Annotated in this window: 23 protein-coding genes, 1 tRNA gene and 1 pseudogene; 13 read left to right on the top strand and 12 right to left on the bottom strand. The window is 74.9% G+C overall.

The features are described from left to right. Together JN535_RS18070 and JN535_RS18065 are read left to right on the top strand one after the other, a co-directional pair. Nucleotides 1–212: pseudogene (locus JN535_RS18070) on the top strand (hypothetical protein); the annotation flags it as partial. Between the two features lie 137 nt (nt 213–349). Then, nucleotides 350–1,603: a UDP-N-acetylmuramate dehydrogenase gene (locus tag JN535_RS18065; RefSeq protein WP_374100525.1), complete on the top strand. Its 1,254-nt coding sequence runs from the start codon at nt 350–352 to the stop codon at nt 1,601–1,603. A 79-nt stretch (nt 1,604–1,682) separates the two neighbouring features. On the opposite strand, the gene JN535_RS21635 is transcribed toward JN535_RS18065, so the two are convergent. The 3 genes from JN535_RS21635 to JN535_RS18050 all read right to left on the bottom strand — a co-directional run bounded on the left by JN535_RS21635 (nt 1,683) and on the right by JN535_RS18050 (nt 4,243). After that, the gene (locus JN535_RS21635) at nt 1,683–2,702 is read right to left on the bottom strand and encodes a L,D-transpeptidase family protein (RefSeq protein WP_307868924.1); all 1,020 of its coding nucleotides are present in this window, start codon (nt 2,700–2,702) and stop codon (nt 1,683–1,685) included. A gap of 178 nt (nt 2,703–2,880) precedes the next feature. Continuing rightward, nucleotides 2,881–3,282: a GntR family transcriptional regulator gene (locus tag JN535_RS18055; RefSeq protein WP_205207192.1), complete on the bottom strand. Its 402-nt coding sequence runs from the start codon at nt 3,280–3,282 to the stop codon at nt 2,881–2,883. Continuing rightward, nucleotides 3,269–4,243 carry a hypothetical protein gene (locus JN535_RS18050; protein WP_205207191.1) on the bottom strand — a complete coding sequence of 325 codons (975 nt, stop codon included), beginning with the start codon at nt 4,241–4,243 and terminating at the stop codon, nt 3,269–3,271. Before JN535_RS18050 ends, JN535_RS18055 begins: the two co-directional genes overlap by 14 nt. 129 nt (nt 4,244–4,372) lie before the next feature. On the opposite strand from JN535_RS18050, the gene JN535_RS18045 reads away from it, so the two are divergent. Together JN535_RS18045 and JN535_RS18040 are read left to right on the top strand one after the other, a co-directional pair. Beyond that, nucleotides 4,373–5,737 (top strand): aminoglycoside phosphotransferase family protein, encoded by a 1,365-nt coding sequence (locus tag JN535_RS18045; RefSeq protein ID WP_205207190.1) that lies wholly within the window; start codon nt 4,373–4,375, stop codon nt 5,735–5,737. Between the two features lie 64 nt (nt 5,738–5,801). After that, nucleotides 5,802–6,206 carry a hypothetical protein gene (locus JN535_RS18040; RefSeq protein WP_205207189.1) on the top strand — a complete coding sequence of 135 codons (405 nt, stop codon included), beginning with the start codon at nt 5,802–5,804 and terminating at the stop codon, nt 6,204–6,206. Between the two features lie 156 nt (nt 6,207–6,362). On the opposite strand, the gene JN535_RS18035 is transcribed toward JN535_RS18040, so the two are convergent. Genes JN535_RS18035 through JN535_RS18025 form a run of 3 tightly spaced genes read right to left on the bottom strand, consistent with a single transcriptional unit; the run spans nt 6,363 to nt 8,976 of the window. Next, nucleotides 6,363–7,031 carry a response regulator transcription factor gene (locus JN535_RS18035; protein ID WP_205207188.1) on the bottom strand — a complete coding sequence of 223 codons (669 nt, stop codon included), beginning with the start codon at nt 7,029–7,031 and terminating at the stop codon, nt 6,363–6,365. Then, nucleotides 7,028–8,647 (bottom strand): sensor histidine kinase, encoded by a 1,620-nt coding sequence (locus JN535_RS18030; protein WP_240201390.1) that lies wholly within the window; start codon nt 8,645–8,647, stop codon nt 7,028–7,030. The genes JN535_RS18035 and JN535_RS18030 overlap by 4 nt, the downstream gene beginning before the upstream one ends. After that, nucleotides 8,644–8,976 carry a hypothetical protein gene (locus tag JN535_RS18025; protein WP_205207187.1) on the bottom strand — a complete coding sequence of 111 codons (333 nt, stop codon included), beginning with the start codon at nt 8,974–8,976 and terminating at the stop codon, nt 8,644–8,646. The genes JN535_RS18030 and JN535_RS18025 overlap by 4 nt, the downstream gene beginning before the upstream one ends. A 113-nt stretch (nt 8,977–9,089) precedes the next feature. On the opposite strand from JN535_RS18025, the gene JN535_RS18020 reads away from it, so the two are divergent. Next, on the top strand, nt 9,090–9,863 hold the full coding sequence (locus tag JN535_RS18020) for a methyltransferase domain-containing protein (protein ID WP_205207186.1): 774 nt from the start codon (nt 9,090–9,092) through the stop codon (nt 9,861–9,863). A gap of 48 nt (nt 9,864–9,911) precedes the next feature. Here JN535_RS18020 and JN535_RS18015 read toward each other — a convergent pair whose 3' ends face one another. The 5 genes from JN535_RS18015 to JN535_RS17995 all read right to left on the bottom strand — a co-directional run bounded on the left by JN535_RS18015 (nt 9,912) and on the right by JN535_RS17995 (nt 14,899). Then, nucleotides 9,912–10,931, bottom strand: a complete 1,020-nt coding sequence (locus JN535_RS18015) for an adenosine deaminase (protein ID WP_205207185.1) — start codon at nt 10,929–10,931, stop codon at nt 9,912–9,914. Between the two features lie 102 nt (nt 10,932–11,033). Beyond that, nucleotides 11,034–11,705: a response regulator gene (locus tag JN535_RS18010; RefSeq protein WP_240201389.1), complete on the bottom strand. Its 672-nt coding sequence runs from the start codon at nt 11,703–11,705 to the stop codon at nt 11,034–11,036. Beyond that, a complete protein-coding gene (locus JN535_RS21630) occupies nt 11,702–13,027 on the bottom strand; it encodes a sensor histidine kinase (RefSeq protein ID WP_307868923.1) in 1,326 nt (441 codons plus the stop codon). The genes JN535_RS18010 and JN535_RS21630 overlap by 4 nt, the downstream gene beginning before the upstream one ends. Next, a complete protein-coding gene (locus JN535_RS18000) occupies nt 13,014–13,886 on the bottom strand; it encodes an ABC transporter permease (RefSeq protein WP_205207184.1) in 873 nt (290 codons plus the stop codon). The genes JN535_RS21630 and JN535_RS18000 overlap by 14 nt, the downstream gene beginning before the upstream one ends. Then, nucleotides 13,883–14,899, bottom strand: a complete 1,017-nt coding sequence (locus tag JN535_RS17995) for an ABC transporter ATP-binding protein (RefSeq protein ID WP_205207183.1) — start codon at nt 14,897–14,899, stop codon at nt 13,883–13,885. Before JN535_RS17995 ends, JN535_RS18000 begins: the two co-directional genes overlap by 4 nt. 206 nt (nt 14,900–15,105) lie before the next feature. Here JN535_RS17995 and JN535_RS17990 point away from each other — a divergent pair. From JN535_RS17990 to rplA, 5 genes are all read left to right on the top strand, one after another. After that, nucleotides 15,106–15,178: transfer RNA gene (locus JN535_RS17990), tRNA-Trp, on the top strand. A 160-nt stretch (nt 15,179–15,338) separates the two neighbouring features. Then, nucleotides 15,339–15,566, top strand: coding sequence for a preprotein translocase subunit SecE (gene secE, locus JN535_RS17985; protein ID WP_307868925.1), 228 nt, complete (start codon nt 15,339–15,341; stop codon nt 15,564–15,566). Nucleotides 15,567–15,680: 114 nt separating this feature from the next. Then, complete coding sequence (gene nusG / locus JN535_RS17980) at nt 15,681–16,466, top strand: transcription termination/antitermination protein NusG (protein ID WP_205207181.1); 786 nt, start codon at nt 15,681–15,683, stop codon at nt 16,464–16,466. Nucleotides 16,467–16,562: 96 nt separating this feature from the next. Beyond that, nucleotides 16,563–16,994, top strand: coding sequence for a 50S ribosomal protein L11 (gene rplK / locus JN535_RS17975; RefSeq protein WP_021482529.1), 432 nt, complete (start codon nt 16,563–16,565; stop codon nt 16,992–16,994). Between the two features lie 164 nt (nt 16,995–17,158). Then, entirely contained in the window at nt 17,159–17,875 is a 717-nt protein-coding gene (gene rplA / locus JN535_RS17970) for a 50S ribosomal protein L1 (RefSeq protein WP_047233800.1), read from the top strand. Nucleotides 17,876–17,975: 100 nt separating this feature from the next. Here rplA and JN535_RS21305 read toward each other — a convergent pair whose 3' ends face one another. Then, entirely contained in the window at nt 17,976–19,298 is a 1,323-nt protein-coding gene (locus JN535_RS21305) for a glycosyl hydrolase family 18 protein (protein ID WP_205207180.1), read from the bottom strand. 452 nt (nt 19,299–19,750) lie between these two features. Between JN535_RS21305 and JN535_RS17960 the strand changes: the two genes are divergently transcribed. From JN535_RS17960 to JN535_RS17950, 3 genes are all read left to right on the top strand, one after another. Next, entirely contained in the window at nt 19,751–20,386 is a 636-nt protein-coding gene (locus JN535_RS17960; protein WP_047233802.1) for an RNA polymerase sigma factor, read from the top strand. Beyond that, nucleotides 20,383–20,880: a hypothetical protein gene (locus JN535_RS17955; protein ID WP_205207179.1), complete on the top strand. Its 498-nt coding sequence runs from the start codon at nt 20,383–20,385 to the stop codon at nt 20,878–20,880. The genes JN535_RS17960 and JN535_RS17955 overlap by 4 nt, the downstream gene beginning before the upstream one ends. A gap of 143 nt (nt 20,881–21,023) precedes the next feature. Then, the gene (locus JN535_RS17950) at nt 21,024–22,856 is read left to right on the top strand and encodes a S8/S53 family peptidase (protein ID WP_205207178.1); all 1,833 of its coding nucleotides are present in this window, start codon (nt 21,024–21,026) and stop codon (nt 22,854–22,856) included. The last annotated feature ends 5 nt before the right edge of the window (nt 22,857–22,861 follow it).

Genomic DNA, 22,861 nt, shown 5'->3' with positions numbered 1-22,861 from the left:
TGGGTGGTGGTGCCGCGTCTACCATCCGCCGCTCGTTCCTCGCGGCTCCCGCCAGGCCCGACCACGACGCGGCACCACCACCCACCCCGCCCTGCTCCGTCTCGCCTTGCTCCGTCTCGCCCTGGTCGGTGCTGCCCGAGCGACCGCCCGCGGGCGCCGCAGCCCCGAGCACCGAGGCCATGCCCCTCGCGGGCCCGACGTGGCGGCTCTGAGAGCCGAGCGTGCGCCGCGGACCCGACCGCGCGGGCCAGGGCCGCGACCCTGCGGACGTCGACGGCGGCGGGCCGGGGTGGGGGCGAACTAGGCTGGGGCGGTGACGTGCGAACCCGCTGCCCCCGTCGACCGCGACCTGCCCGAGATCGTCCGGACCGCCCCGGGGCTGCGCCCCGACGCCGTCGGCGCGCCGTCCCTGGCGGAGCTGACGACGCTGCGTGTCGGTGGGCCGGCGGACCGGTACGTCGAGGCGCACAGCGAGGCAGAGCTCGTGGACACCGTGCGCGCGGCGGACGAGGCCGGCGAGCCGCTGCTCGTGATCGGCGGTGGCTCGAACCTGCTCGTGGGCGACGAGGGGTTCGGTGGCGTCGTCGTGCGCGACCTGCGGCGCGGGATCACCGTGGACGCCGAGGACTCGTGCGGTGGGGCGAGCTTCCACGCGCCGGCCGGGCAGGACTGGGACGAGCTCGTGGCGCGCGCGGTCGCGGAGGAGTGGGTGGGCGTCGAGGCGCTCTCCGGCATCCCCGGCACGGTCGGCGCCGCGCCCGTCCAGAACATCGGCGCGTACGGGCAGGAGGTCGCGGGCGTCATCTCGACCGTGCGCGTCTGGGACCGGCAGCGGTCGCGCGTGCGCACGCTCGCGCTGGGCGAGCTCGCGTTCGGCTACCGCACGTCGCTGCTCAAGCGCAGCATGCACGCGGCAGCGCACGAGGCGGTCGGCGACGGCGAGGCCGGCGGCCCGTGGTACCCGTCGCCGCGCTACGTCGTGCTCGACGTCGGGTTCCAGGCACGCCTCGGATCGCTGTCCGCGCCGGTCGCGTACCCCGAGCTCGCGCGGACGCTCGGGGTCCAGGTCGGCGACCGCGCGCCGAGCACCGACGTCCGCGACGCCGTCCTCGCGCTCCGCGCGCGCAAGGGCATGCTGCTCGACGGCGTCGGACCGGACGTCGCGCCCGTCGCGGCGGGGGAGGGTGCGCCGGGGCAGAAGGGCCCCGACCACGACCGCTGGAGCGCCGGGTCCTTCTTCACGAACCCCGTCGTCCCGGTGGAGCAGGCCGACCTCCTGCCGGCGGAGGCCCCGCGCTACCCGGTGCGCTCGGCGACGCCGTCGCGCACGACGGGCCCGAGCCTCGGCGAGATCGACCCGACGCTCGTCAAGACGTCCGCGGCGTGGCTGATCGAGCACGCGGGCTTCACCAAGGGCTACGGGGTCCATGGGGCGTCGAGTCCCGCGCGGCTGTCGACCAAGCACACCCTGGCGCTGACCAACCGGGGCGGGGCCGGCGCGGAGGACCTCGTCGAGCTCGCGCGCGCGGTGCGCGACGGCGTCCTCGACGCGTTCGGCGTCGAGCTCGTCCCCGAGCCCGTCCTCGTCGGCGTCTCCCTCTGACCGTCCCGCGCTGAGTGCCTGGGATCGTCGCGTCCGGGCCCTGCCGGCGCGGCTCTCTCATGCACGCAGGGAGCGGGCGTCAGTAGACGACGACCGGGGTGCCCGGGTCGGCGTGCCAGGAGTCCCAGAGCCAGTTCATCGCAGAGTTCGCGACGCGCACGCAGCCGTGGGACGCGGGCCACGGCGGGATCGAGCCCGAGCCGTGCACCGCGATCCCGCCCGTGAAGAACTTCGGGCGCCACATGTCGCCGAGCTCGAGGCTCGACGAGTGGTTGCCGTCGACCTGCCGACCCACGTGGAACTCGCCGCGCGGCGTGCTCGCGCGGTAGGTGCGGCCCTTCGCCTCGTACGACTCGCCGTTGCCCGACGACGCGTTGATCACCGTGACGACCCGGCCGTCCTCGACGGCGAGCAGGAGCTGCCGGTCCAGGTCGATCTCGATGACCTTGCCCGACGCGCTGCGCGGCTGCGGCGTGACGCCCTCGTCGAGCGCGGCCTGCGTCGCCGGACCGACGACGCCGTCGCGCGACAGGCCCGCGGCCTTCTGCAGCGCCCACACGGCCTGCTGCGTACCACCGCCGAAGTCGCCGTCGGGCGCGCCGATGAAGTAGCCGAGCTCGGCGAGGCGCTGCTGGAGCGCGACGACCCGGTCGCCGGTCGCGCCACGGGCCAGCTCCGCGGGCTCGACGGGCGCGGGCGGCGGCTCGGGGGTCGCCTCCGGGACGGGCGGGGGCGTGCTCGGCGCGGGCGCCTCGGTCGGGGTCGGCTCCGGGATCGGCTCGGGCTCCGACGTCTCGGTCGGCTCGGGCGCGGTCTGCGTCGGGCGGGGGCTCGCGGGCTCGGTGGTCGCGGGACCGTCCGCGGTGGCCGACGGCGTCCGGCCCGGTTCGAGGTCGGGCAGGCCGGCCTGGCAACCCGCGAGCACCAGCGCCGTCACCAGCACGCCCACCGCCGAGCGCGCCCTCGTGCGTCGACCGCGGGCGACCGGGGCCTGCCCCGGGCCGCCATCCCGCGCGAAGCGCGCCACGCCCACCACGGACCCTGCTGTCGCGCGCGCGTGCGCGCCCGCCCGTGCGCCGTCCGGAGCTTCGTCCTCCACCTGGTCCCCCTCGTGTGTGCCGCGGCGTCCTGCCGCGGGAGCACCATCATGCGCCCCGCCCCGCGGCGGGACGCCCCGCGACGGCGCCTGTCGGTGGATCGTGACCCTGTCGTGACGCGCGCGCCGCGAGGTCGCTCGCGCACCGGCGATCCGAAGGCAGCATCTGCCCGCGGTCGGTTCAGCCGGTGGCCGGCGCGCCGCCCGGCTGCTCGTGGAGCAGCGCGCCGCGCACGACGTCGAGGATCTCGTCGTCCGACAGACCTGCCTCGCGGCCGGCGCGGACGAGCTCGTGCGCCGCGTGGCGCGCGGCGACGTCGGTGGGGGAGACGCCGTCGGACACGACCGTCCCGGCCCGACGCCGGGTCGTCACGACCCCCGCCGCCTCGAGCTCGCGGTACGCGCGGGCCACGGTCCCCGGCGCGAGGCCGAGGTCGGTGGCGAGGGCGCGGATCGTCGGGAGCCGGTCGCCCACCCGCAGACGCCCGGCGGCGACGTGCGCGACGACCTGCCGACGGATCTGCTCGTACGGCGCGAGACCCGACCGCAGGTCGATCTCGACGCGCAGCTCAGCCGGCGGCATGGCCGCGACCCACCGGCGCGTGCGCGCGCTCGTCCGCCCAGGCGTCCGGGTCCGGGGCGGGCCGCACGACGACCGCGATGGCCGTCAGCGCCAGCCCGACCGCGACGACCACCAGGACGACCGCCCCCGGGTAGCCCACCCGCGTCGCAGCGTTCGCGGCGACGCCGAGCATCCCCGCGGCGGTCAGCCCGAGCGCGAGCTGCGCGCCCCGCAGGACGCGGTGCGCCGACGCGCGGCGCAGGGCGACGTCCCACGCCTCGTCGACCTGCGCCACCGCCGGACGGCGCGCGACGAGGCGCAGAACGCCCTCCGCGCCGGCGACGACCAGGACGGCCGCGAGCGCGAGCCACACGCCGTAGAACGCGCCGGGGTAGGGGCTCGCCGCCGAGGTCGAGTCGCCTGCGACGCGGGTCACCGACCGCCCGTCGTCGCCCGCCGTGAGCGCGCCGACCACCGCGAGCAGCACGACGAGCGCCCCGAGCGACCCGGTGAGGCGCCGCAGGCCCCGGGGTGCGACGTCGTCGACGGTCCGGGGCCGCAGCGTCGCCGCGCGGACCGCGGTCCGCTGGCGCGGCCAGGTCCGCTCCCCGACGGCGTGCGCGCCGAGGAACGTGAGCCCGACGACCGCGGGGGAGAGCCCCACGAGCACGCCCTCCACGAGGCCACCGACGGCGGTCGCGGCGGCCTGGGCGACGAGCGCGCCGACGAGGAGCGCCGCCGTCACCGCGGCGGCGCTCACCGTGGTCGCGTGCCGGCGCGCGGCACGGCGCACGGGGTCCTCCTGGGCGAGCCCGTGGAACGAGGGCTCGGGTGCGCGCGTCGCGGCCCGGACGACCAGCACGACGGCGACCCCGAGCCCCGCGAGCCCGGCCAGCACGGCACCGCTCCACAGCAGGTCGTAGCCCGCCGGGACGAAGAGGTCGACGGCCTGGGGCTCCGCGGACGATGTTTGTGTCAACACCTCAGTACATTCCCACGGCGGGTGCGCCCGGTCAAGGGCCGCCGCGCACCGGGTCGTCCGGCGCCCTGCATGAGAGGACTCTCATGCGCGTCTCACCGCGGACCCACGCGCGTGCGGTGCGCTGGGCCCATGACGCTCGCCCCTCCCGCGCCCGACCAGCGCGCCTGGCTCGACCTGCTGACCGCTCCCGAGGCGGGGGAGCTGCTCGCCGTGGCGCTCGGCGCCGACGGCGCGAGCCTCGACACGTGGCGCGTGCACCAGGTCCACGCGCGCCCCGGCGCGGAGGTGACGGTCGGGTACGACGTCGTCGCGCGCCGGACGCTGGCCGCGGGTCCGGGCGAGGGCGTCGTCTCGGCGGACGCCGCCGAGTACCTGCTCGTGACGACGGCGCCCCTCTCGCCGGACGCCGCCGGACCCGGCGTCGTCCGCCTCGCCGACGGACCGCGCGTCGCGCACGTGTGGCGCCACCCCGCCGACCCGCTGCTGCCCGGCCTCGCCGCGGCGTGCGACGCGGGCGAGCTCACCCGCCGCCTCACGGCGGCGGGGGCGCTCGCGCCCGGCGAGACCGTCGAGTCGGTCTCGATGGTCGGGTATCGCCCGCTGCGGCGTGCGGTGCTGCGCGCGCGGACGTCCGCGCGCGCGGTCTACGTCAAGGTGGTCCGGCCGGACCGGGCGCGCTCGCTCGTCCGGAGGCACGACCTCTTCCGGTCCACCGCCGTGGACGCCCCGCGCTGCCTCGCGTGGGACGCCGACGGCGTGATCGTCCTCGAGGAGGCGCGCGGCCCGTCGCTCGCGCAGCACCTCGCGGCGGCCGGACCGGCCGCCCAGCCCACCGCGATCGACCCGCGCGAGCTCCTGCGGGCGCTCGACGCCCTCCCGGCGCGCGCGACGACCCTGCGTCGCCGCCCCGCGTGGGCCGAGCGCGTCGAGCACTACGCCGCGTCGGCGCTCGCGGTGCACTCCCTCGACGCGGACCGGGTGGACCGCGTCGCGCGCGAGGTCCGGACGGCGGTCGCGACGCGCGACGCCGGCCCGGTCGTCACGACGCACGGCGACTTCTACGAGGCCAACGTCCTGCTCGACGCGGCGCCGCCCGAGCGGGGGCCTGCGGGTGCTCACGCGGGGCCCCGCGTGAGCGTCCTGCTCGACGTCGACACGCTCGGCCCGGGGCACCGCGTGGACGACCTCGCGTGCCTCGTCGCGCACCTTGCGGTGCTGCCGTCGCTCGCGCCGGCCGTCTACGCGGGCGTGGGCGCGCTCGTGGACCGGTGCCTCGCGGTCTTCGACGAGAGCGTCGACCCGGCGGCCCTCCGGGCGCGCGCGGCCGGCGTCGTGCTGTCGCTCGCGACCGGCGCGGCATCCCGCGACCTCGCCGAGGCGTGGCTCGGCGTCGCCGAGGACCTGCTCGACGCCGCGCACGGACCGGTCGCGCACGGTCCCGCCCGGCTTCCTGAGAGCACTCTCATCGGCTCCTCCTCGACGTCTCACGCGTGACCGAGAGGCTCGGACCATGCACGGCCGAGGGGTCGTGCGCACCATCGGACGAAGGAGAAGGATCATGAAGGCACGCAGCGCATGGATCGTCACCGGGGCGCTCGGCGCGGTCGGCCTCGGGGCCACGGTGGCCACCGCCCAGGGCGCGTTCGACGCCCCGGAGCCCGCGACCGTCTCGCCGTCGGTCCAGGTGAGCACGTCCTCGAGCACGCCCACCGACGCGCCCGCCGCGTCCGCGACGCCCAGCCCGACCGACGTCCAGAACGGGACGTCGATCACGACGGTCACGGCCAACACCTCCGCCTCCCCGAGCACCGCGGGCTCGGCGAACACGTCCGGCTCGGCCGTGACGAGCCAGACGCCGAACACGCCGAACACGCCGCCGACGGCGAACACCCCGAACACGCCTCAGACGCCCAACACCCCGCCCAGCCCCGTCACGCCGCCGTCGCCGCAGTCGGCCGACTGACGTCGGCGCCCGGCTGATCGGCCGGACAGCGCGGCCGGTCCGAACCCGGGTCCGCGGTCACGAGGGACCACCTCGCGACCCGCGGGCCCGGGTTCGGCGTGTCAGGGTTGCGCCGTACCCGTCGGGGCGACCGGCCCCGCTCGGCGGGTCGGCGGGTCAGCGGGTGGCGTCGGCGAGCCGGTAGCCCATGCCGCGCACGGTGACGAAGTGCTCGGCGCCGAGCTTGTTGCGCAGGTAGCGCACGTAGACGTCGACGACGTTCGAGCCGGGGTCGAAGTCGTACCCCCACACGCGCGACAGGAGCTGCTCGCGGCTGAGCACCTGGCCGGGGTTGCGCAGGAACGCCTCGGCGAGCGCGAACTCGCGCGCCGAGAGATCGACGTCGCGGTCGGCGGTGCGCGCGCGGCGCGTGCGCAGGTCGAGGCTCAGGCCTCCGTGCGTGAGGACCGTGACCTCGCCCGCGGGCTCGCCGCGCAGGCGCAGCCGGATGCGCGCGAGGAGCTCCTCGAAGCGGAACGGCTTGGCCATGTAGTCGTCCGCGCCGCCCTCCAGGCCGGCCACGGTGTCCGTGACCGACGTGCGCGCGGTGAGGATGATGACGGGGATCGCGTTGCCGGTCTCCCGCAGGCGGCGCAGCACCGTGAAGCCGTCCTGGTCCGGCAGGCCGAGGTCGAGCACGAGGAGCGCGAAGTCGCCCGTGCTCGCCAGGTCGAGCGCCTCGCGGCCGGTCGCGACGGTCGTGCTCGCGTAGCCCGCCGAGCGCAGGCCCTTGGCGACGAACGACGCGATCCGCGTCTCGTCCTCCGCGACGAGGATCTGGCTCACCGGGTGGTCCTTCCGTCGGGGGAGGTGGGCGGGGGCGTGCGCGCGGGGAGCACGGGCGTGACGGCCGACGGCGCGCTGGGCACCGTCGGCGCGGTCGGCGCCGGCGCGGGCGGGCCGGACGGTCGTCCCGGGGCGGCGTCGTGCGGTCCCCCGAGGTCGGGGGAGGCGGCGGCGAGCGGGAGGTCGAGCGTGAACGTGGACCCGACGCCGGGCGTCGACGCGACGAGCACCCGGCCGCCGTGCCCCTCGGCGATCGCCGCGACGATCGCGAGCCCCAGCCCGGCCCCCTCGGGATGGGTCGCTCCCGGTGTCGTCGCCTGGGCGAAGCGCTCGAAGATCCGTCCCTGCTGCTCGGGCGCGATCCCGACGCCCTCGTCGCGGACCCACACGCGCACGCGCGCGCCGTCGTCAGACACCGCCGAGCCGAGCGCGACGACGGACCCGGGCGCCGAGAACTTCACCGCGTTCGCGGCGAGCTGCAGGAGCGCCTGGGTGAGGCGCTGCCCGTCGGCGCGGACCGCCACGTCGGCCCGCGCGTCGACGAGCCAGCGGCGGTCGCCGAGCGTGCGGACCTTGTCGTGCACGTCGTCGAGGAGGCGACCGAGGTCGGTGTGGAGCGGCCGGACGAAGTCGGGCCGGCCGGCGGTCGCGAGCGTCACGAGGTCGTCGACGAGGCGGTTCATGCGGTCGAGCTCGTCGAGCGCGAGGTCGCGCGTCTCGGACGCGTCGGCGGCGTCGCGCGGGTCCATGAGCTCGAGGTGGCCGCGCACCACGGTGAGCGGCGTGCGCAGCTCGTGCCCGACGTCGTCGATGAGACGGCGCTGCGACTCGAACGACCCCTCGAGCCGGTCGAGCATGCCGTTGACCGTGCGCGACAGGTCCGAGAGGTCGTCGTTGCCGGTCACGGGGATGCGGGCGGACAGGTCCGTGTCGCCGATGCGCTGCGCGGTGCGCGAGAGCGTCCGAATCGGCTGGAGCAGGCGCCCGGCGACGACCCAGCCGACGACGCCGATGAGCACGAGCGCACCGAGCGCGACGACGGCGTAGGTCCGGAACACCTGCGCGAACTCGGCGTGCTCGGCCGAGCGGTCGTAGGCGAGCACGAGCGCCGCGGGCGCCTGGTCGGGCGCCGCCCCCGTGCCGCCGACCGGCTGCACGGGGGCGACGAGGGCGCGGTAGTCGGCCGTCGCGGTCCGCGGCGAGCGCAGCACGACGTCGTCACCCGCCACGAGCGGCGCGAGCGCGGTGACGAGCTCCGGGTCCTCCTCGAGCCGGAGCCGCACCTCCTGCTGGGAGACGAGGGGCGTGCGGCCCTCCCGCAGCCCGAGGACGCCCTCGTTGTGCGCGGGCACCGTGAGCTGGATCGAGGCGACGACGACGTCCTCGGCCGACGTGAACGGCTCGCCCGTGACGGGGTTGACGCCGGAGTCGGCGAGCCGCTTCAGCTCGTTCGCGCTCCGGGTCAGGCTCTCGTCGATGCGCGCGTCGATCTGCCCGCGCTGCAGGAACCAGGCGGCGCCGCCCGCGAGCAGCAGCGCGAGGGCGGAGAGCCCGAGGAACGCCGTGAGCATGCGGGTGCGGACGGTCAGCCCCGCGCGGGGCGGTCGGGGGCTCATCCGTCGCCCTGGTCGGATCCGCTGCGGCCGTCGTCCCCGTCGTCGTCCCCGTCGTCGTGGGACCCGTCGTCGTCCCGGTCGTCGTCCCCGTCGTCGCTCGACGGCGGGGCAGGTGTCACGCGGTCGTCGTCATCGTCGTCGTCGGGCGAGATGGGCGGTGTGGGGTCGCCCGTGGCCGTCGGGGCGGGGGTCGTGGGTGCGGGCGTCACGATCACGGCACCCCCGACCTCGCGGTCCTGGGGTCGCGCGGCCAGCGCGCCGGCGGTGGCCGCGCCCCCGAGCACGAGCACGAGCGCCCCCGCGAGCCACGCGACGGTCCGACGAGTCATGGGGCCAGTATCCGAGAGCAGGATGAGACGCACATGAGAAGGGCGGGGGAGCGTGATATCTTGACGTCAAGAATGTTGATATCGAAAGATGATGGCCGACGACTGGAGCACCGATGCCCCGCGACTGGGACCCCGCCCTCTACCTGAGCCACGCCGACGAGCGCTCACGGCCCCTTGCCGACCTCGTCGCACGCGTGCCCGTCGACGACGTCCGGACCGTCGTGGACCTCGGTTCCGGGCCCGGTCACCTGTCGGCCCTGCTGCACGCGCGCTGGCCGGCGGCGACGATCACGGGCGTCGACGCGTCGCCCGCCATGGTCGAGCGCGCGCGCCGGGACGCGTCCGCCCCTTGGGTCCGGTACGAGCTCGCCGACGTGCGCACCTGGGCGCCGCCCGCCCCGGCCGACGTCGTCGTGAGCAACGCGACGCTCCAGTGGGTCCCCGACCACCTCGGCCTGCTCGACAGGCTCGCTGACCACGTGGCGCCCGCCGGGGCGCTCGCCTTCTCGGTCCCGGGCAACCACGACGCCCCGAGCCACCGCCTGCTCCGCGAGGTCGCCGCCCGGCCGCGGTACGCGGCGCACGCGGCCGTCGTCGAGCGCCCCGCCGCGCACGACCCGGAGGTGTACCTCGACCGGCTCGCCGGGCTCGGCTGGGGCGTCGACGCGTGGGAGACGACCTACCTCCACGTGCTCCACGGGCCCGACCCCGTCCTGCGCTGGATCTCCGCGACCGGCGCGCGCCCCGTCCTTCAGTCGCTGCCCGACGCCGAGCGCGCCGCGTTCGTCGCCGAGTACGCCGCGGCGCTCCGGGAGGCGTACCCCGAGCGCGGGTACGGCACCCTCCTGCCCTTCCGCCGCGTCTTCGTCGTCGCGACGCGCGCCTGACGCCGCCCCGCCGCGTGCCCGACCGCGAGCCGGCCGGCGCCGCCGCGGTCAGCCCGTCGCGAGCCAGTCGTCGACGCCGGCCAGGAGCCGCTGCTTCGTGGCCGCGGACGCGCGGCTCGCGCGGATCGACGACCGCGCGAGCGCGGCGAGCTCGTCGTCGGAGAACCCGTGCTCGTGGCGCGCGGTCTCGTACTGCGCGACGAGCCGTGAGCCGAAGAGGAGCGGGTCGTCGGCGCCGAGCGCGACGCGGGCGCCCGCGTCCACGAGCGCCCCGAGCGGGACCTGCCCCGCGTCCTCGTAGACCCCGAGCGACACGTTGGAGGCAGGGCAGACCTCGAGCGCGATCCCGCGGTCCACGAGGTCGTCCAGCACCCGCCGGTCCTCCGCCGACCGCACGCCGTGGCCGAGACGGTCCGGGACGAGCTCCCGGACGACCTCGTGCACGTGCGCCGGGCCGAGCAGCTCGCCGCCGTGCGGCACCGACGCGAGCCCGGCCCGGCGCGCGATCGCGAACGCGCGCGCGAACTCCGCCGTGTCCCCGCGGCGCTCGTCGTTGCTCAGGCCGAACCCCACGACCTCGCCGGCCCCCTCGCCCGCGTACTGCGCCGCGAGGCGCGCGAGCGTGCGTGCGTCGAGCGGGTGCCGCATCCGGGAGGCGGCCACGACCACCGCGACCTCCGTCCCCGTCGCGGCGCTCGCGGACCGCGCCGCGTCGAGCACGATCTCGACGGCCGGCGTGATGCCCCCGACGAACGGCGCGTACGACGTCGGGTCCACCTGGATCTCGAGCCGCCCCGACCCCTCGGCCGCGTCGTCCTGCGCGGCCTCGAGCACGATGCGCCGCATGTCGGCCTCGGAGCGCACGCACGCGCGCGCGGCGTCGTACAGACGCTGGAACCGGAACCAGCCCCGCTCGGTCGGCGGCAGGCGCAGCGGGTCGCCGTCGACGAGCGCGTGCGGCAGCCGCACGCCGTACTGCGCGGCGAGGTCGCGCAGCGTCTCCGGGCGCATCGACCCGGTGAAGTGCAGGTGCAGGTGGGCCTTGGGAAGCGTCGCCAGGTCTCGCACACGGGGAGTCTGTCACGCGGACCCGGCCCCCGCCGTCGGGCACGAGCCACGTCCCGGACGGCGGCCGGCCCCCTGCGCGGGGCCGCCGCGCCGGCCGTCGGATCAGGTCCCGGTGAGGAACCCGCGCTGCATGGCGACCGTCACCGCGGCCGTCCGGTCGTCCACCCCGAGCTTGGCGAACGCGCGCAGCAGGTGCGTCTTCACGGTCGCCTCCGTGATGAACAGCTCCTGCCCGACCGCCGCGTTCGACAGCCCGCGCGCGACGAGGCGCAGCACCTCGATCTCCCGGTCGGTGAGCCGCTCGGCCGCTCGGACCGACGTGACGAGCCGGGTCGCGACGCTCGGCGCGAGCACGGTCTGCCCGCGCGCCGCGGCGCGCACCCCGGCGACGAGCTCGTCCCGCGGCGTGTCCTTGAGCAGGTAGCCGGTCGCCCCGGCCTCGACGGCGCGCAGGATGTCCGCGTCGGTCTCGTACGTCGTGAGCACGACGACGCGGGGCGCGGTCGGCGCGCCGCCGCGCCCCGCACGCCGGCCGGGCGTGCCGACGATGGCCGCCGTCGCGCCGACGCCGTCGAGCACGGGCATCCGCAGGTCCATGAGCACCACGTCGGGCGCCAGCTCGCCCGCGAGCGCGACCGCCTGCGCGCCGTCGCCCGCCTCGCCGACGACCTCCAGGTCGGGCTCGGCGGCCAGCATGCCGGTGATCCCCGAGCGCACGACCGGGTGGTCGTCCACGACGAGCACCCGGACGATGCCGTTCGCGGCCGGGCTCATCGGGCGTCTCCCGCCCGCGTCGTCGCGCGCCTGCCGGTGGACGGCCCGTCCGGCGACGCGCCGGCGGGCAGGCGGACCGCCACACGCGTCCCGCCGGCGGGGGCCGGACCCACCTCGAGGCTCCCGCCCTCCGCGGCCACGCGCTCCCGCATGCCCCGCAGGCCGTAACCCTCGGTGAACCCCGACGCGTCGGCGGGCAGGCCGCGCCCGTCGTCGGTCACCTCGAGCACCGTGCCCGCCCGGTCCTGCCGGAGGTCGACGCGCACGCAGGACGCGTCCGCGTGGCGCCGGACGTTCGTGAGCGCCTCCTGGGCGGAGCGCAGCAGCACGACGTCCTCGGCGCTCGACAGGCGCAGGGCCTGCGGGGCCGTGAGCTCGACGCGCGTCCCGGTCTCCTCCGCGAACCGGTCCGCGAGCCGGCGCAGCGCCTCGCCGAGCGTGCCGCCCTGGAGCGGGGCCGGGGCCGAGGCGGCGACGAGGGCGCGCGCCTCCGCGAGGTTGTCCCGCGCCGTCGACTCCACGAGCGCCAGGCGTTCGCGCGCCGCGTCCGGGGCGCCCCGGTCGAGGTCGGCGCTCGCGGCCTGGGCGAGCATGACGACGCTCGTGAACCCCTGGGCGAGCGTGTCGTGGATCTCCTGGGCGACGCGCTCGCGCTCGGCGAGCACCCCCGCCTCGTGCGAGGCCCGACCGAGCTCGGCCTGCGTCGCGCGCAGCTCGTCGACGAGCCGCGCGTGCCGCTCGGCCTGCCGCATCGTGTGCGCCGTCCACAGGCCGAGGCTCAGGGCGAACGCCAGCGCGACGCCCATCTGGGGCGCGGAGCTCGCGAGCTCGTCGGGCTCGACCCTGCCCGTCTCCGGGTCGAACGCGAGCGCGAGGGCGGTTCCCGCGGCGAGCACGACGCACAGCACGACCTGCGCCCACAGGTGCTCCGAGAGCATCCAGACCTGCGTGAACACGGCGAACAGCAGGAGCGTGCCGAGCGCGTCCTGCCCCACGACGACGAGCGTGCACGCGATCGCGACGACGAGGTACACGTGCGCCGTCACCTGGTCCCGCGTCCGCGCGGCCCGCCGTCCCCAGCCGAGGTACCCGACGAGGATCACCGCCAGCGCCGTGACCGAGACGGCGAGCGCCGTGCCGCGGACGCCCGCCGTGAGCAGCGCGAGCGCGCTGAGCACGACGATGACGTAGAACGCGACGTCCCACCACCGCACGTCGCGCTCCCAGGTGCCGTCGAGCTGGGCGGTCGCGGCGTCGGCGGACGACCCTGCGACCACCCCCGGGACCGCCCCGCCCGGCGACGGCGTCTCAGCCGTCGTCACGACGCCGCCACCGGAACGAGCGCGCACCGACCACGAGCCCCACGACCAGCCATGCGACCAGTACAGCAGCGGTCGCGCCGTGCTGCCACGACCCGGACGGCTCGAGCGCGGCCGCCTGCTCGGGGAGGAACACCGAGCGCATGCCCTGGGCCATCCACTTGAGGGGGAACAGCGACGCGACGGTCTGCATCCAGGACGGCAGGGCGAAGAACGCGAAGAAGACCCCGGAGACGAACTGGAGCACGAGCACGACGGGCGTGACGACCGCGGTCGCCGACTTGCCCGAGCGCGGGAGCGAGGAGAACGCGACGCCGCACACCGCGCCGGCAGCGCACCCGAGCACGAACACCCACGCGAACGTCGCGAGGCGCGCGCCGCCGTCGGACATCTCCCAGGGCATGGGGACGTCGTAGACCGTCGCGGCGAGCGCCAGGAGCAGCGCGGTCTGCACGACGGACGTCAGCAGGACGAGCCCGACCTTGCCGTAGAAGTACGCGGACGGGGGCAGCGGGGTGGAGCGCAGGCGCTTGAGCGAGCCGTCGTCGCGCTCGACCGCGATGGAGATCGCGAGGGACTGGAAGCTCGTGAGCATGACGCCGGTCGCGATCATGCCGGGCAGGAAGTACTGCGCGAACGGCACGGAGTAGGCGGCCGTGCCCTGGTCCTGCCCGTCGAACACCGTCGCGAAGATCGCCAGCATGAGGAGCGGGTAGGTGAAGATGAAGATCACGGCGTCGCGCTCGCGGAAGAACGCGCGCAGCTCGGCGCGGGTGCGCTCGACCCCCAGCCGGCCGGCGCCGGGAAGGGCGGCGGGCCGGGCGGAGCGCACGGACCGGACGACGGTCGGGGCGGTGGTCACGGGCGGGCCTCCTCGGGGACGACGGCGGTCGTGCCGTCGGGCGTCGGGCCCTCGGCGGGTGCGTCGAGGGAGTCGGGTGCGGTCGTGCGGGCAGGCGCGGCGACGGCTGCCGCGGCCGGCTCGCCGATGAGCTCGAGGTAGACGTCCTCCAGGCTCGGGCGGGTCACCGCGAGTCCGGGGATCTCGCCGTCGGGTCCGGCGTACCGCGCGGCGAGGGAGGCGACGAGCGCTGTGGGGGAGTCGGTGCGCTCCGACCGCCACGTGGCGTCGTCGAGCCAGCGGACCTCCGGTCGGCGCGCGTCCGGGCCGCCGAGGCGGTCGGGCGCGTCGAGGGCGACGACCCGGCCCGCGCGCACGACCGCCGCGCGGTCGGCCAGGTGCGCGGCCTCGTCCAGGTAGTGCGTGGTGAGGAGGATCGTCGTCCCGTCCTCGCGCAGCGAGCGCACGAGCGCCCAGAAGGCGCGGCGCGCCTGGGGGTCGAACCCGGTCGTGGGCTCGTCGAGGAACAGCAGCTCCGGGCGCCCGACGATGCCGAGCGCGACGTCCAGGCGGCGACGCTGACCGCCGGAGAGCTGGCGCGTGCGGGTCCGGGCCTTCTCCCGGAGCCCGACGGCGTCGATCACCTCGTCGGGGTCGCGCGGCGCGGGGTAGAACGTCGCGAAGTGGCGGACGATCTCGGCGACCGTGAGCTCGGCCTGGTCCCGCGAGTCCTGGAGCACGACGCCGATGCGCGAGCGCCACGCGCGGCCCGCGGACTGCGGGTCCTCGCCGAGCACGCGGACGTCGCCCGCGTCGCGCCGCCGGAAGCCCTCGAGGATCTCGACGGTCGTCGTCTTGCCCGCGCCGTTGGGGCCGAGCACCGCGAAGATCTCGCCGCGCTCGACCCGCAGGTCGATGCCGTCGACGGCCTGCTTGGCGCCGTAGGCCTTGCGCAGCCCGCGCACGTCCACGGCCGGTGCGCTCGGCCGGGCGCCGGTGCTGCCCGTACCGGAGGGGAGGGGTGTCGTCGTCATGGGGCCAGCCTGTCGGCGGGGTCCGGGCGCCCGCGACGCCCGTTCGTCCGGACCTCGTGTCCACCGATCGGTGGACGGTGGTTCGACCAGGGGCCTCGCGTCGCGTACAGTAATCCCTCGGTGGTTGACGCCCGCCACGCTGGTCCGCGCCCGTGAGACGTGTCTCGTCCCGGGGCCGGGGGCTCGTGCGGCGTCGTCGAGCACGAAGGGTAGTGGCGCAATTGGTAGCGCAGCGGTCTCCAAAACCGCAGGTTGCAGGTTCGAGTCCTGTCTACCCTGCACGGCGTGGCTCTCGTGGGACCTTCCCGGGATCCGCGCGCGGCCCGGCACCGGGTCGCACCGAGGGTTCGAGCAGGTCCCGTACGTGAGCGATGGGGAAGAACGAGTGAGCGAATCGCCGTCAGAGGCCGTGGGTGCAGGCGGCGCACGCGCCGACGAGGTGAAGAAGAAGGGCCGTCCCTCCACGGACAAGAAGCCCAACATCTTCGCGCGCATCGCCCTTTTCGTGCGCCAGGTGGTCGCCGAGCTCCGCAAGGTCGTCACGCCGACGCGCTCGGAGCTCATCACCTACACGACGGTGGTGCTGGTCTTCGTGGTCGTGGTCATGGCCTTCGTGACCGTCCTCGACCTCGGGATCGGCAAGGCCGTCATGTGGATCTTCGGCTAGCGAGCCAGCATCGCCCGGTCAGGCCGGGTCTCCACGGCAGTCGGCGCCCCTCGGGGCGCCGTCGGCGCTTCCAGAAGAAGTCATCGAGCAGTTCGTCAGAAAGCAGGTTCGTTCGTGTCCCAGGAGTCGCTGGACCAGACGGAGAACGTCGACCCGACGCAGCCCGAGGGTGCCCAGGACGACGTCGAGGAGACCACGGACGCCCCGGCGGTCGACGAGGCTGACGAGACGGTCGAGGACGCGTCGCAGGACGAGGCGTCGGAGGGTGAGCGCCCGGTCGACGAGGACGGCGACGTCATCGAGGACCCGGTCGCGGAGTTCAAGCGCACGCTGCGCTCGCAGCCGGGCGACTGGTACGTCATCCACTCCTACGCGGGCTACGAGAACCGTGTGAAGGCCAACCTGGAGAACCGCATCCAGAGCCTGAACATGGAGGACTACATCTTCCAGATCGAGGTCCCCATGGAGGAGGTGGCCGAGATCAAGAACGCGCAGAAGAAGATCGTCCGACGCGTGCGCATCCCCGGCTACGTCCTCGTCCGCATGGACCTCACCGACGAGTCGTGGGGCGCGGTGCGCCACACGCCCGGTGTCACCGGCTTCGTCGGCCACACCCACCAGCCGGTGCCGCTGACGCTCGACGAGGTCTTCTCGATGCTCGCGCCCATGCTGGCCCCCGCCCCGGAGCCGGGCAAGCCCGCCCAGGCCGCCGCCAAGGCGCCCGTCGAGGTCGACTTCACGGTCGGCGAGTCGGTCACCGTCACGGACGGCCCGTTCGACACGCTGCCCGCCACGATCTCCGAGATCAACGTCGAGAACCAGAAGCTCAAGGTCCTCGTCTCCATCTTCGGCCGGGAGACCCCGGTCGAGCTGTCGTTCAACCAGGTCGCCAAGATCTGACGCGCGGGCGGCCCGAGCCGCCCCGCGTGAGCGCAGTACTGCAACCGGGTCATCGCCCACGGCGTCGGCCCACGAGAAGAAAGCCAGGGAAGAGTCATGCCTCCCAAGAAGAAGGTCTCCGGCCTCATCAAGCTCCAGATCCAGGCCGGTGCGGCGACGCCCGCCCCGCCGATCGGCCCCGCGCTCGGTCAGCACGGCGTGAACATCATGGAGTTCTGCAAGGCCTACAACGCGGCGACCGAGTCGCAGCGCGGCAACGTCATCCCCGTGGAGATCACGGTCTACGAGGACCGCTCGTTCACCTTCGTGACGAAGACCCCGCCGGCCGCGGAGCTCATCAAGAAGGCCGCGGGCGTCCAGAAGGGCTCGGCGACGCCGCACACCACCAAGGTCGCGAAGATCACCGCGGACCAGGTGCGCGAGATCGCCCAGACCAAGCTCGAGGACCTCAACGCGAACGACCTCGACGCCGCGTCGAAGATCATCGCCGGCACGGCCCGCTCGATGGGTATCACCGTCGAGGGCTGACGACAGACCACGTCCGTCACGGGTCGCCGTCGGCGCCCCGGACGACGTACCGAGGCCGGCGCGCACCGCGTGCCGGCCTCGGGCACGACGTCGATCCGCGCCCGCGGACGACGGTGGCAGGGTCCGCGCGGACCCGCTGACCACGACTGCAGAAGGAGAAGCAGATGGCAACGCGCAGCAAGGCGTACCGCAACGCCGAGGAGAAGATCGACCGCGAGCGTCTCTACGCGCCGCTCGAGGCGGTCCGTCTCGCCAAGGAGACGTCGACCGTGAAGTACGACGCGACCGTCGAGGTCGTGTTCCGCCTGGGTGTCGACCCGCGCAAGGCGGACCAGATGGTCCGTGGCACGGTCAACCTGCCCCACGGCACGGGCAAGACGGCCCGCGTCATCGTCTTCGCGAACGCTGCGAAGGCGGAGGAGGCCCGCGCGGCCGGTGCCGACGAGGTCGGCGGCGACGACCTCATCGAGAAGGTCGCCGGTGGCTACACCGACTTCGACGCCGCCGTGGCGACGCCGGACCTCATGGGCAAGGTCGGCCGCCTGGGCAAGGTGCTCGGTCCCCGCGGTCTCATGCCGAACCCGAAGACCGGCACCGTGACGATGGACGTGGCGAAGGCCGTGTCCGACATCAAGGGCGGCAAGATCGAGTTCCGCGTCGACAAGCACGCGAACCTGCACTTCATCATCGGCAAGGTCTCGTTCGACGAGAAGGCGCTCGTGGAGAACTACGCAGCGGCCCTCGAAGAGGTCCTGCGTCTCAAGCCGTCGTCCTCGAAGGGCCGCTACATCACCAAGGCGACCCTGACGACGACGATGGGCCCCGGCATCCCGCTGGACCAGTCCAAGACGACGAAGCTGCTCGAGGACGACGCCGCCTGACGGCAGTCCTCCCGCGGGTGGTCCTCCACCCGTACCACGCACGACGGCGCGGCACCCTGCGAGGGTGCCGCGCCGTCGTCGTCTCAGCGGGACGGTCGGGTCAGCAGGCGCCGAGGTCCTTCCAGACGCCCCACTGCCCGCTCTGCGTCGGTTTCTCGTTCGTCGTCCACCACTTGGCCTCGTACGTGCGGCCCTGGAAGGAGACGCGGTTCCCACCGGTGTACACGGCCGACGCCGACCACGCCGGTGCGGTGCACGTGCCCGGGTCGGTCGGGTCCGTGGGGTCGGTCGGGTCCGTGGGGTCCGTCGGGTCCGTGGGGTCGGTGGGGTCCGTCGGGTCCGTGGGGTCGGTGGGGTCCGTCGGCGTGGTCGGGCCGCTCGCGAGGCGCGAGCCGATGACGGAGGCGACCTGGTAGTTGTTCGTCTTGTCCCAGTTGATCGACCAGGTCATGACGCCGCCGATCTTGCCGTACGGCGTCGCGGGCTTGAACGCGCCGCACCCGGTGCCGACCTCGAGGCAGTCGACGGCCTTCACGACGTTGGCGAGCGGCTGGTAGCCACCGCCCGCGGCCTTCTGGACCGCCGGCACGCCGATGCCGACCTGGTCGGGGCGCAGCCCCATCTCGAGCTGGATGCAGGTGAGCGCGGTGAGGAAGTCGACGGTGCCCTGCGAGTAGACCTGCTGGTTGCAGCCCATCATCGAGCCCGAGTTGTAGTACTGGGTGTTGACGATCGTGAGGATGTCCTTGATCGCCAGGGTGAGCTGGTAGTACCCCATGCTCGTCGCCTGGTAGTCGATGGTCTGCGGCGCCATCGTGAGGATGAGGCTCGGACCGGCCTTCGCGGAGAGCTGGCGCAGCGCACTCGTCATGTAGGTCGCGTTGATGCCGTGCTCGAGGTCGATGTCGACGCCGTCGAAGCCGTACTCCTGCATGAGGCCGTACGCGGTGTCGGCGAAGTTCTTGGCCTCCGTCGCGTTGGAGACGATGACGTTGCCCTTCTCGCCGCCGACCGAGAGCACGACCTTGCGACCCTGCGAGCGGATCGTCGCGACGTCGGCCTTGAACTGCGCCTCCGTGTAGCCGCCGAGCTCGGCGCTGGCGAGGTTGAACGTGATGCCACCGGGCGTGCCGGCGAGGTTGTCGGCGAAGGCGATCGCCACGAGGTTGTACGCCTGCGGGATCTCCGACAGGCGCATGGTCACGGAGCCGTTGTCGAAGTTGTGCCAGTAGCCGGTGAGCCACTGCGTGCTGCCCGGCGCTGCCGCGGCGGGCGCTGCCACGGCCGGAGCCGGGGCGGCCGTCGCGGGAGCCGCGGCCAGGGCGCCGCCCGCGGCGACGGTCGCGGCGGCGACGACGGTGGCGAGGGCGCGCAGCGCGCGCCCGGTGCGGCCGCGCGTGCGGCCGGAGAGGACTGTTCTCACGGAAGTGCTCCTCGTGCTCGGGCGGGGCGCGACGTCGCGGCCCGCCGGTCCGCACCCGCGGTGGGTGCAGGGGTCGTCACGACGCTAGGAGCCCGCGCCGCGCCGTGGCATGAGGGATTCCCCGGCAGTTCAGCAGGCCCGCGTACGGGAGAACCCCTAGACGATGATCCCCGCACGGGCGATCCTGAGGCCGGAGGACACGTCGCCGGGATCGGTGCGCGACGGATGTATCAGGCGGAGGACCTGTCCCTCCTGTCCCGGTGGAGGAGCGTCGGCCCGACGCTCCCGCCCGCGTGTCGAAGGAGCGAGATGGGACGCAGCCGCACGAGCCGCGAGGGGCGTGACCAGTGACGATGGTTGTCGACCCCACCGGCCCGGCTCTAGAATCAGGCGCTTCCGGGGACCCCCCGTCGATGCCTGACCGGACGAGCGTGCCGAGGACGGTGCCCCCCATGACGAGAACGACCGACGAGGTGGCCGACACCGACGAACCGGGTCTGAGCCTGGGGGACCGGGGCGCGTTCGCGCTCCTCGAGTACCGCGACGGTCGCCCCCACGCCCTCGGCGAGTTCGTCCGCGAGGCGACGCCGCTGCTCTGGCACACGGTCCGCGCCCAGGGCGTCGAGCGCGAGCAGGCCGACGACATCGTCCAGACCGTGTGGGTCGCCCTCGTGCGCAACGCGATGACGATCAAGGAGCCGCACGCCGTCCTCAAGTGGCTGCTCATCACGGCCAAGCGCGCCGCGTGGGAGGCGGTGCGCAAGCACCGCGACGAGGCGAAGCGCCGCACCGAGCTCCCCGACGACACGGACGAGGGCGTGCCGGAGCTCCCCTCGGGCGACCCGACGCCGGACGTCGAGGTGCTCCGCAACGAGCGCGACCGCACGCTGTGGGCCGCGCTGGACCAGCTGCCGGACCGCTGCCGGCGGCTCCTGCGACTCGTGTCGCTCGCCGACCGACCCGACTACAAGGCCATCTCGGCCGCGATCGGCATGCCCGTCGGGAGCATCGGCTCCACGCGCGGCCGCTGCCTCGCCAAGCTGCGCGACATCATCGACGACCAGGGGGAATCGTGGGAAGCATCATGAGCACCGAGCCGACGCACAGCCCCGACGAGCCGCTCGACGCCGTCGACCTCGCGCTGCTTGCGGAGCTGGCGCGCATCGCCGAGGAGGTCGACCCCGTGCCCGACGGCCTCGTGGAGCGGTCCCTGTTCGCGATCACCCTCGCCGGCCTCGAGGCCGAGGTCATGGAGCTGGAGTACGTCCAGGTCCCCGAGATGTCCGTGCGGGGCGACGCGCCACCCGTCGAGGCGCGCACCATCACGTTCACGTCCGAGTCCGTCACGGTCATGATCTCGCTGTCGCCGACCGACGACGGCCGCATCCGCATCGACGGCTGGGCCGCCCCGGCCACGGCGCTGCGCGTCGAGCTGCACCGCCCCGGCACCGTGAGCGAGACGACGAGCGACGACGACGGCCGCTTCGTCTTCGACGCCGTCGACCGCGGCCCGGCGAGCCTCGTCGTGCGCCGCGCCGACGGTGCCGGCGGCGCCGTGAGCACCCCGGTCGTCGAGCTGTAGCCGACCTCGTGCCGCGGGCGACCTCTCGCCCGCGGCACGACGGCGTCCCGACCCACCCTTTCCGCGCACCCGTGCGCGAACCGCTGCCGTCGACGACGACGCCCGCGGGCACCGACTGAACGTCATCCCTCGAGGAGGAGCACGTGAGCGAGACCCCTGAACCCCCCGCCGTTCCGCGGGCCACCACGTACGCCGGGCGCGCGATGCGCCTGCTGGACCCCGTGGAGACCCGTCCGCGGCGCGGGCGCCCCCCGTTGCAGTCGACCTGGTACGTCGCGGACCGCCTCATCGTGCAGGGCCCTCCGCCGCGAGCGCTGCGCGACCGCCTGGACCGCACGGCGGACGTCGACGAGCTCGTTGAGTTCGCGGAGGCCGACGACAGGTCCGCGCTCCTGGCGGTCGAGCGGACGGCGCACGAGCTCGGATGGTCGGTCGCGCTCGACACCAGTGGCGACCGAGCTCCGCTGTCCGTCGCCCGGCGCCTCGGAGGGGTGGAGGGAGAAGGCCCCGAGCACGCCGACGACGACGACTACGGGTTCGCCCTGCGACTCGTCCCCGACGACCAGGACGAGGTACCGGACGCCTGGAAGCTCGTCGAACAGCTCGGCGGACGTCTCGACCCCGACGACGGGGACAGCCCGTCGATCACGCTGGACCACGTGATGACCGCGACGCCGTACACCACGCCGCTGCCGTACACGACACCGTTGCCGTACACGACGCCGCTCCCGGTCTCCGCACCGCTGCCGTACACCACGCCGTTGCCGTACACCACGCCGTTGCCGTACACGACGCCGCTCCCGGTCCGGGGTCTGGCCGAGTACGGGCAGGCCGGCACCGGGGGCCGTTCGCCCGTGCAGCGCGTCGGCGGTCCGCCGCGTCGGCGACCGGCGGGTGAGTCCCCGCTGGTCGACCACGAAGGACGTCGGCGCCCGGTGGTCGCCGTGCTCGACACCGGCGTGGGTACGCACCCGTGGTTCGGGGAGTACGACCCCGAGGACCCGACGCGCGGCGACGGCAACGGCGTCGTCCTGAGGTCGGCGACCCTGGACGACGGCCCGATCGGCACGTTCCCGATCGCGGCGCGGCGCGAGGACGACGCCGAGTGGGGTGGCGCGTCGTCGGCCCCGCTGACCGGACCCCTCGACCCCATCGCCGGCCACGGGACGTTCATCGCCGGGATCGTGCACCAGGTCGTGCCGGACGCCCAGATCCTGCCGATCCGGGTGTTCGGTGGCTCCGGCACGGTCCCGGAGTGGGACGTGCTCCAGTCGCTGCGCCGCCTCCTGCGGTTCCACCTGCGCGGGCTGCGAGGCGTCGACGGCTGCTTCCCCGTGGACGTCGCGGTCCTCTCGATGGGCTACTACCACGAGGAGCCGGAGGACGTCGCCTACGACGGTCCGCTGCGTGCGGTCCTGCGGGCGCTGCGGCGCTCCGGGGTGGCCGTCGCCGTCGCCGCCGGCAACGACGGCTCGACGCGGCCGATGTACCCGGCCGCGTTCGCGCCGCACGCCTCGCGCCGGGACGACGAGGTGACCGTGGCGGACGAGGAGCTTTCCCACGACTACCCGCCGCTCCTCGCCGTGGGCGCCAAGAACCCGGACGGGTCCACGGCGCTGTTCAGCAACGAGGGCCCGTGGGTCACCGCGCTCCGTCACGGTGCCGCGCTCGTGAGCACGTTCCCCGTGACGCTCAACGGCCCGACGACCCCGTCGAGGCAGCTGCCGGACACGCGGTTCGGTGGGCTGCGCGCGACCATCGACCCCGAGAGCTTCGCCGGCGGGTTCGGTACCTGGAGCGGGACGTCGTTCGCGGCACCGGCACTCGCGGCCGAGCTCGCCGCGGCCCTCGACGCCGCCCCTGCCGCGGACGGTGACGGTACGCTCGCCTCACAGGTGACGGCCAGGGTCGACGCCGCCTGGGCCGCGGTCACCGCGGCGACGGGGATCGAGAGGCCGGAGCCGCCCGCGACGTGATGCGG

This window comes from Cellulosimicrobium cellulans (assembly GCF_016921195.1).
GTDB classification, from domain to species: Bacteria; Actinomycetota; Actinomycetes; order Actinomycetales; family Cellulomonadaceae; genus Cellulosimicrobium; species Cellulosimicrobium cellulans_F.
The sequence above is the reverse complement of the archived record's forward strand: the minus strand, read 5'-3'. Positions and strand labels throughout refer to the sequence as shown.

Excerpts from the sequence above, each read along its gene's own strand:
- JN535_RS17960 (WP_047233802.1), top strand. The coding sequence starts at position 19,751 with ATGACGAGAACGACCGACGAGGTGGCCGACACCGACGAACCGGGTCTG.
- JN535_RS18045 (WP_205207190.1), top strand. The coding sequence starts at position 4,373 with ATGACGCTCGCCCCTCCCGCGCCCGACCAGCGCGCCTGGCTCGACCTG.
- JN535_RS18030 (WP_240201390.1), bottom strand. The coding sequence starts at position 8,647 with ATGAGCCCCCGACCGCCCCGCGCGGGGCTGACCGTCCGCACCCGCATG.
- JN535_RS18040 (WP_205207189.1), top strand. The coding sequence starts at position 5,802 with ATGAAGGCACGCAGCGCATGGATCGTCACCGGGGCGCTCGGCGCGGTC.
- rplA (WP_047233800.1), top strand. The coding sequence starts at position 17,159 with ATGGCAACGCGCAGCAAGGCGTACCGCAACGCCGAGGAGAAGATCGAC.
- JN535_RS17955 (WP_205207179.1), top strand. The coding sequence starts at position 20,383 with ATGAGCACCGAGCCGACGCACAGCCCCGACGAGCCGCTCGACGCCGTC.
- rplK (WP_021482529.1), top strand. The coding sequence starts at position 16,563 with ATGCCTCCCAAGAAGAAGGTCTCCGGCCTCATCAAGCTCCAGATCCAG.
- JN535_RS18020 (WP_205207186.1), top strand. The coding sequence starts at position 9,090 with ATGCCCCGCGACTGGGACCCCGCCCTCTACCTGAGCCACGCCGACGAG.
- JN535_RS17995 (WP_205207183.1), bottom strand. The coding sequence starts at position 14,899 with ATGACGACGACACCCCTCCCCTCCGGTACGGGCAGCACCGGCGCCCGG.
- JN535_RS18025 (WP_205207187.1), bottom strand. The coding sequence starts at position 8,976 with ATGACTCGTCGGACCGTCGCGTGGCTCGCGGGGGCGCTCGTGCTCGTG.
- JN535_RS18055 (WP_205207192.1), bottom strand. The coding sequence starts at position 3,282 with ATGCCGCCGGCTGAGCTGCGCGTCGAGATCGACCTGCGGTCGGGTCTC.
- JN535_RS18010 (WP_240201389.1), bottom strand. The coding sequence starts at position 11,705 with ATGAGCCCGGCCGCGAACGGCATCGTCCGGGTGCTCGTCGTGGACGAC.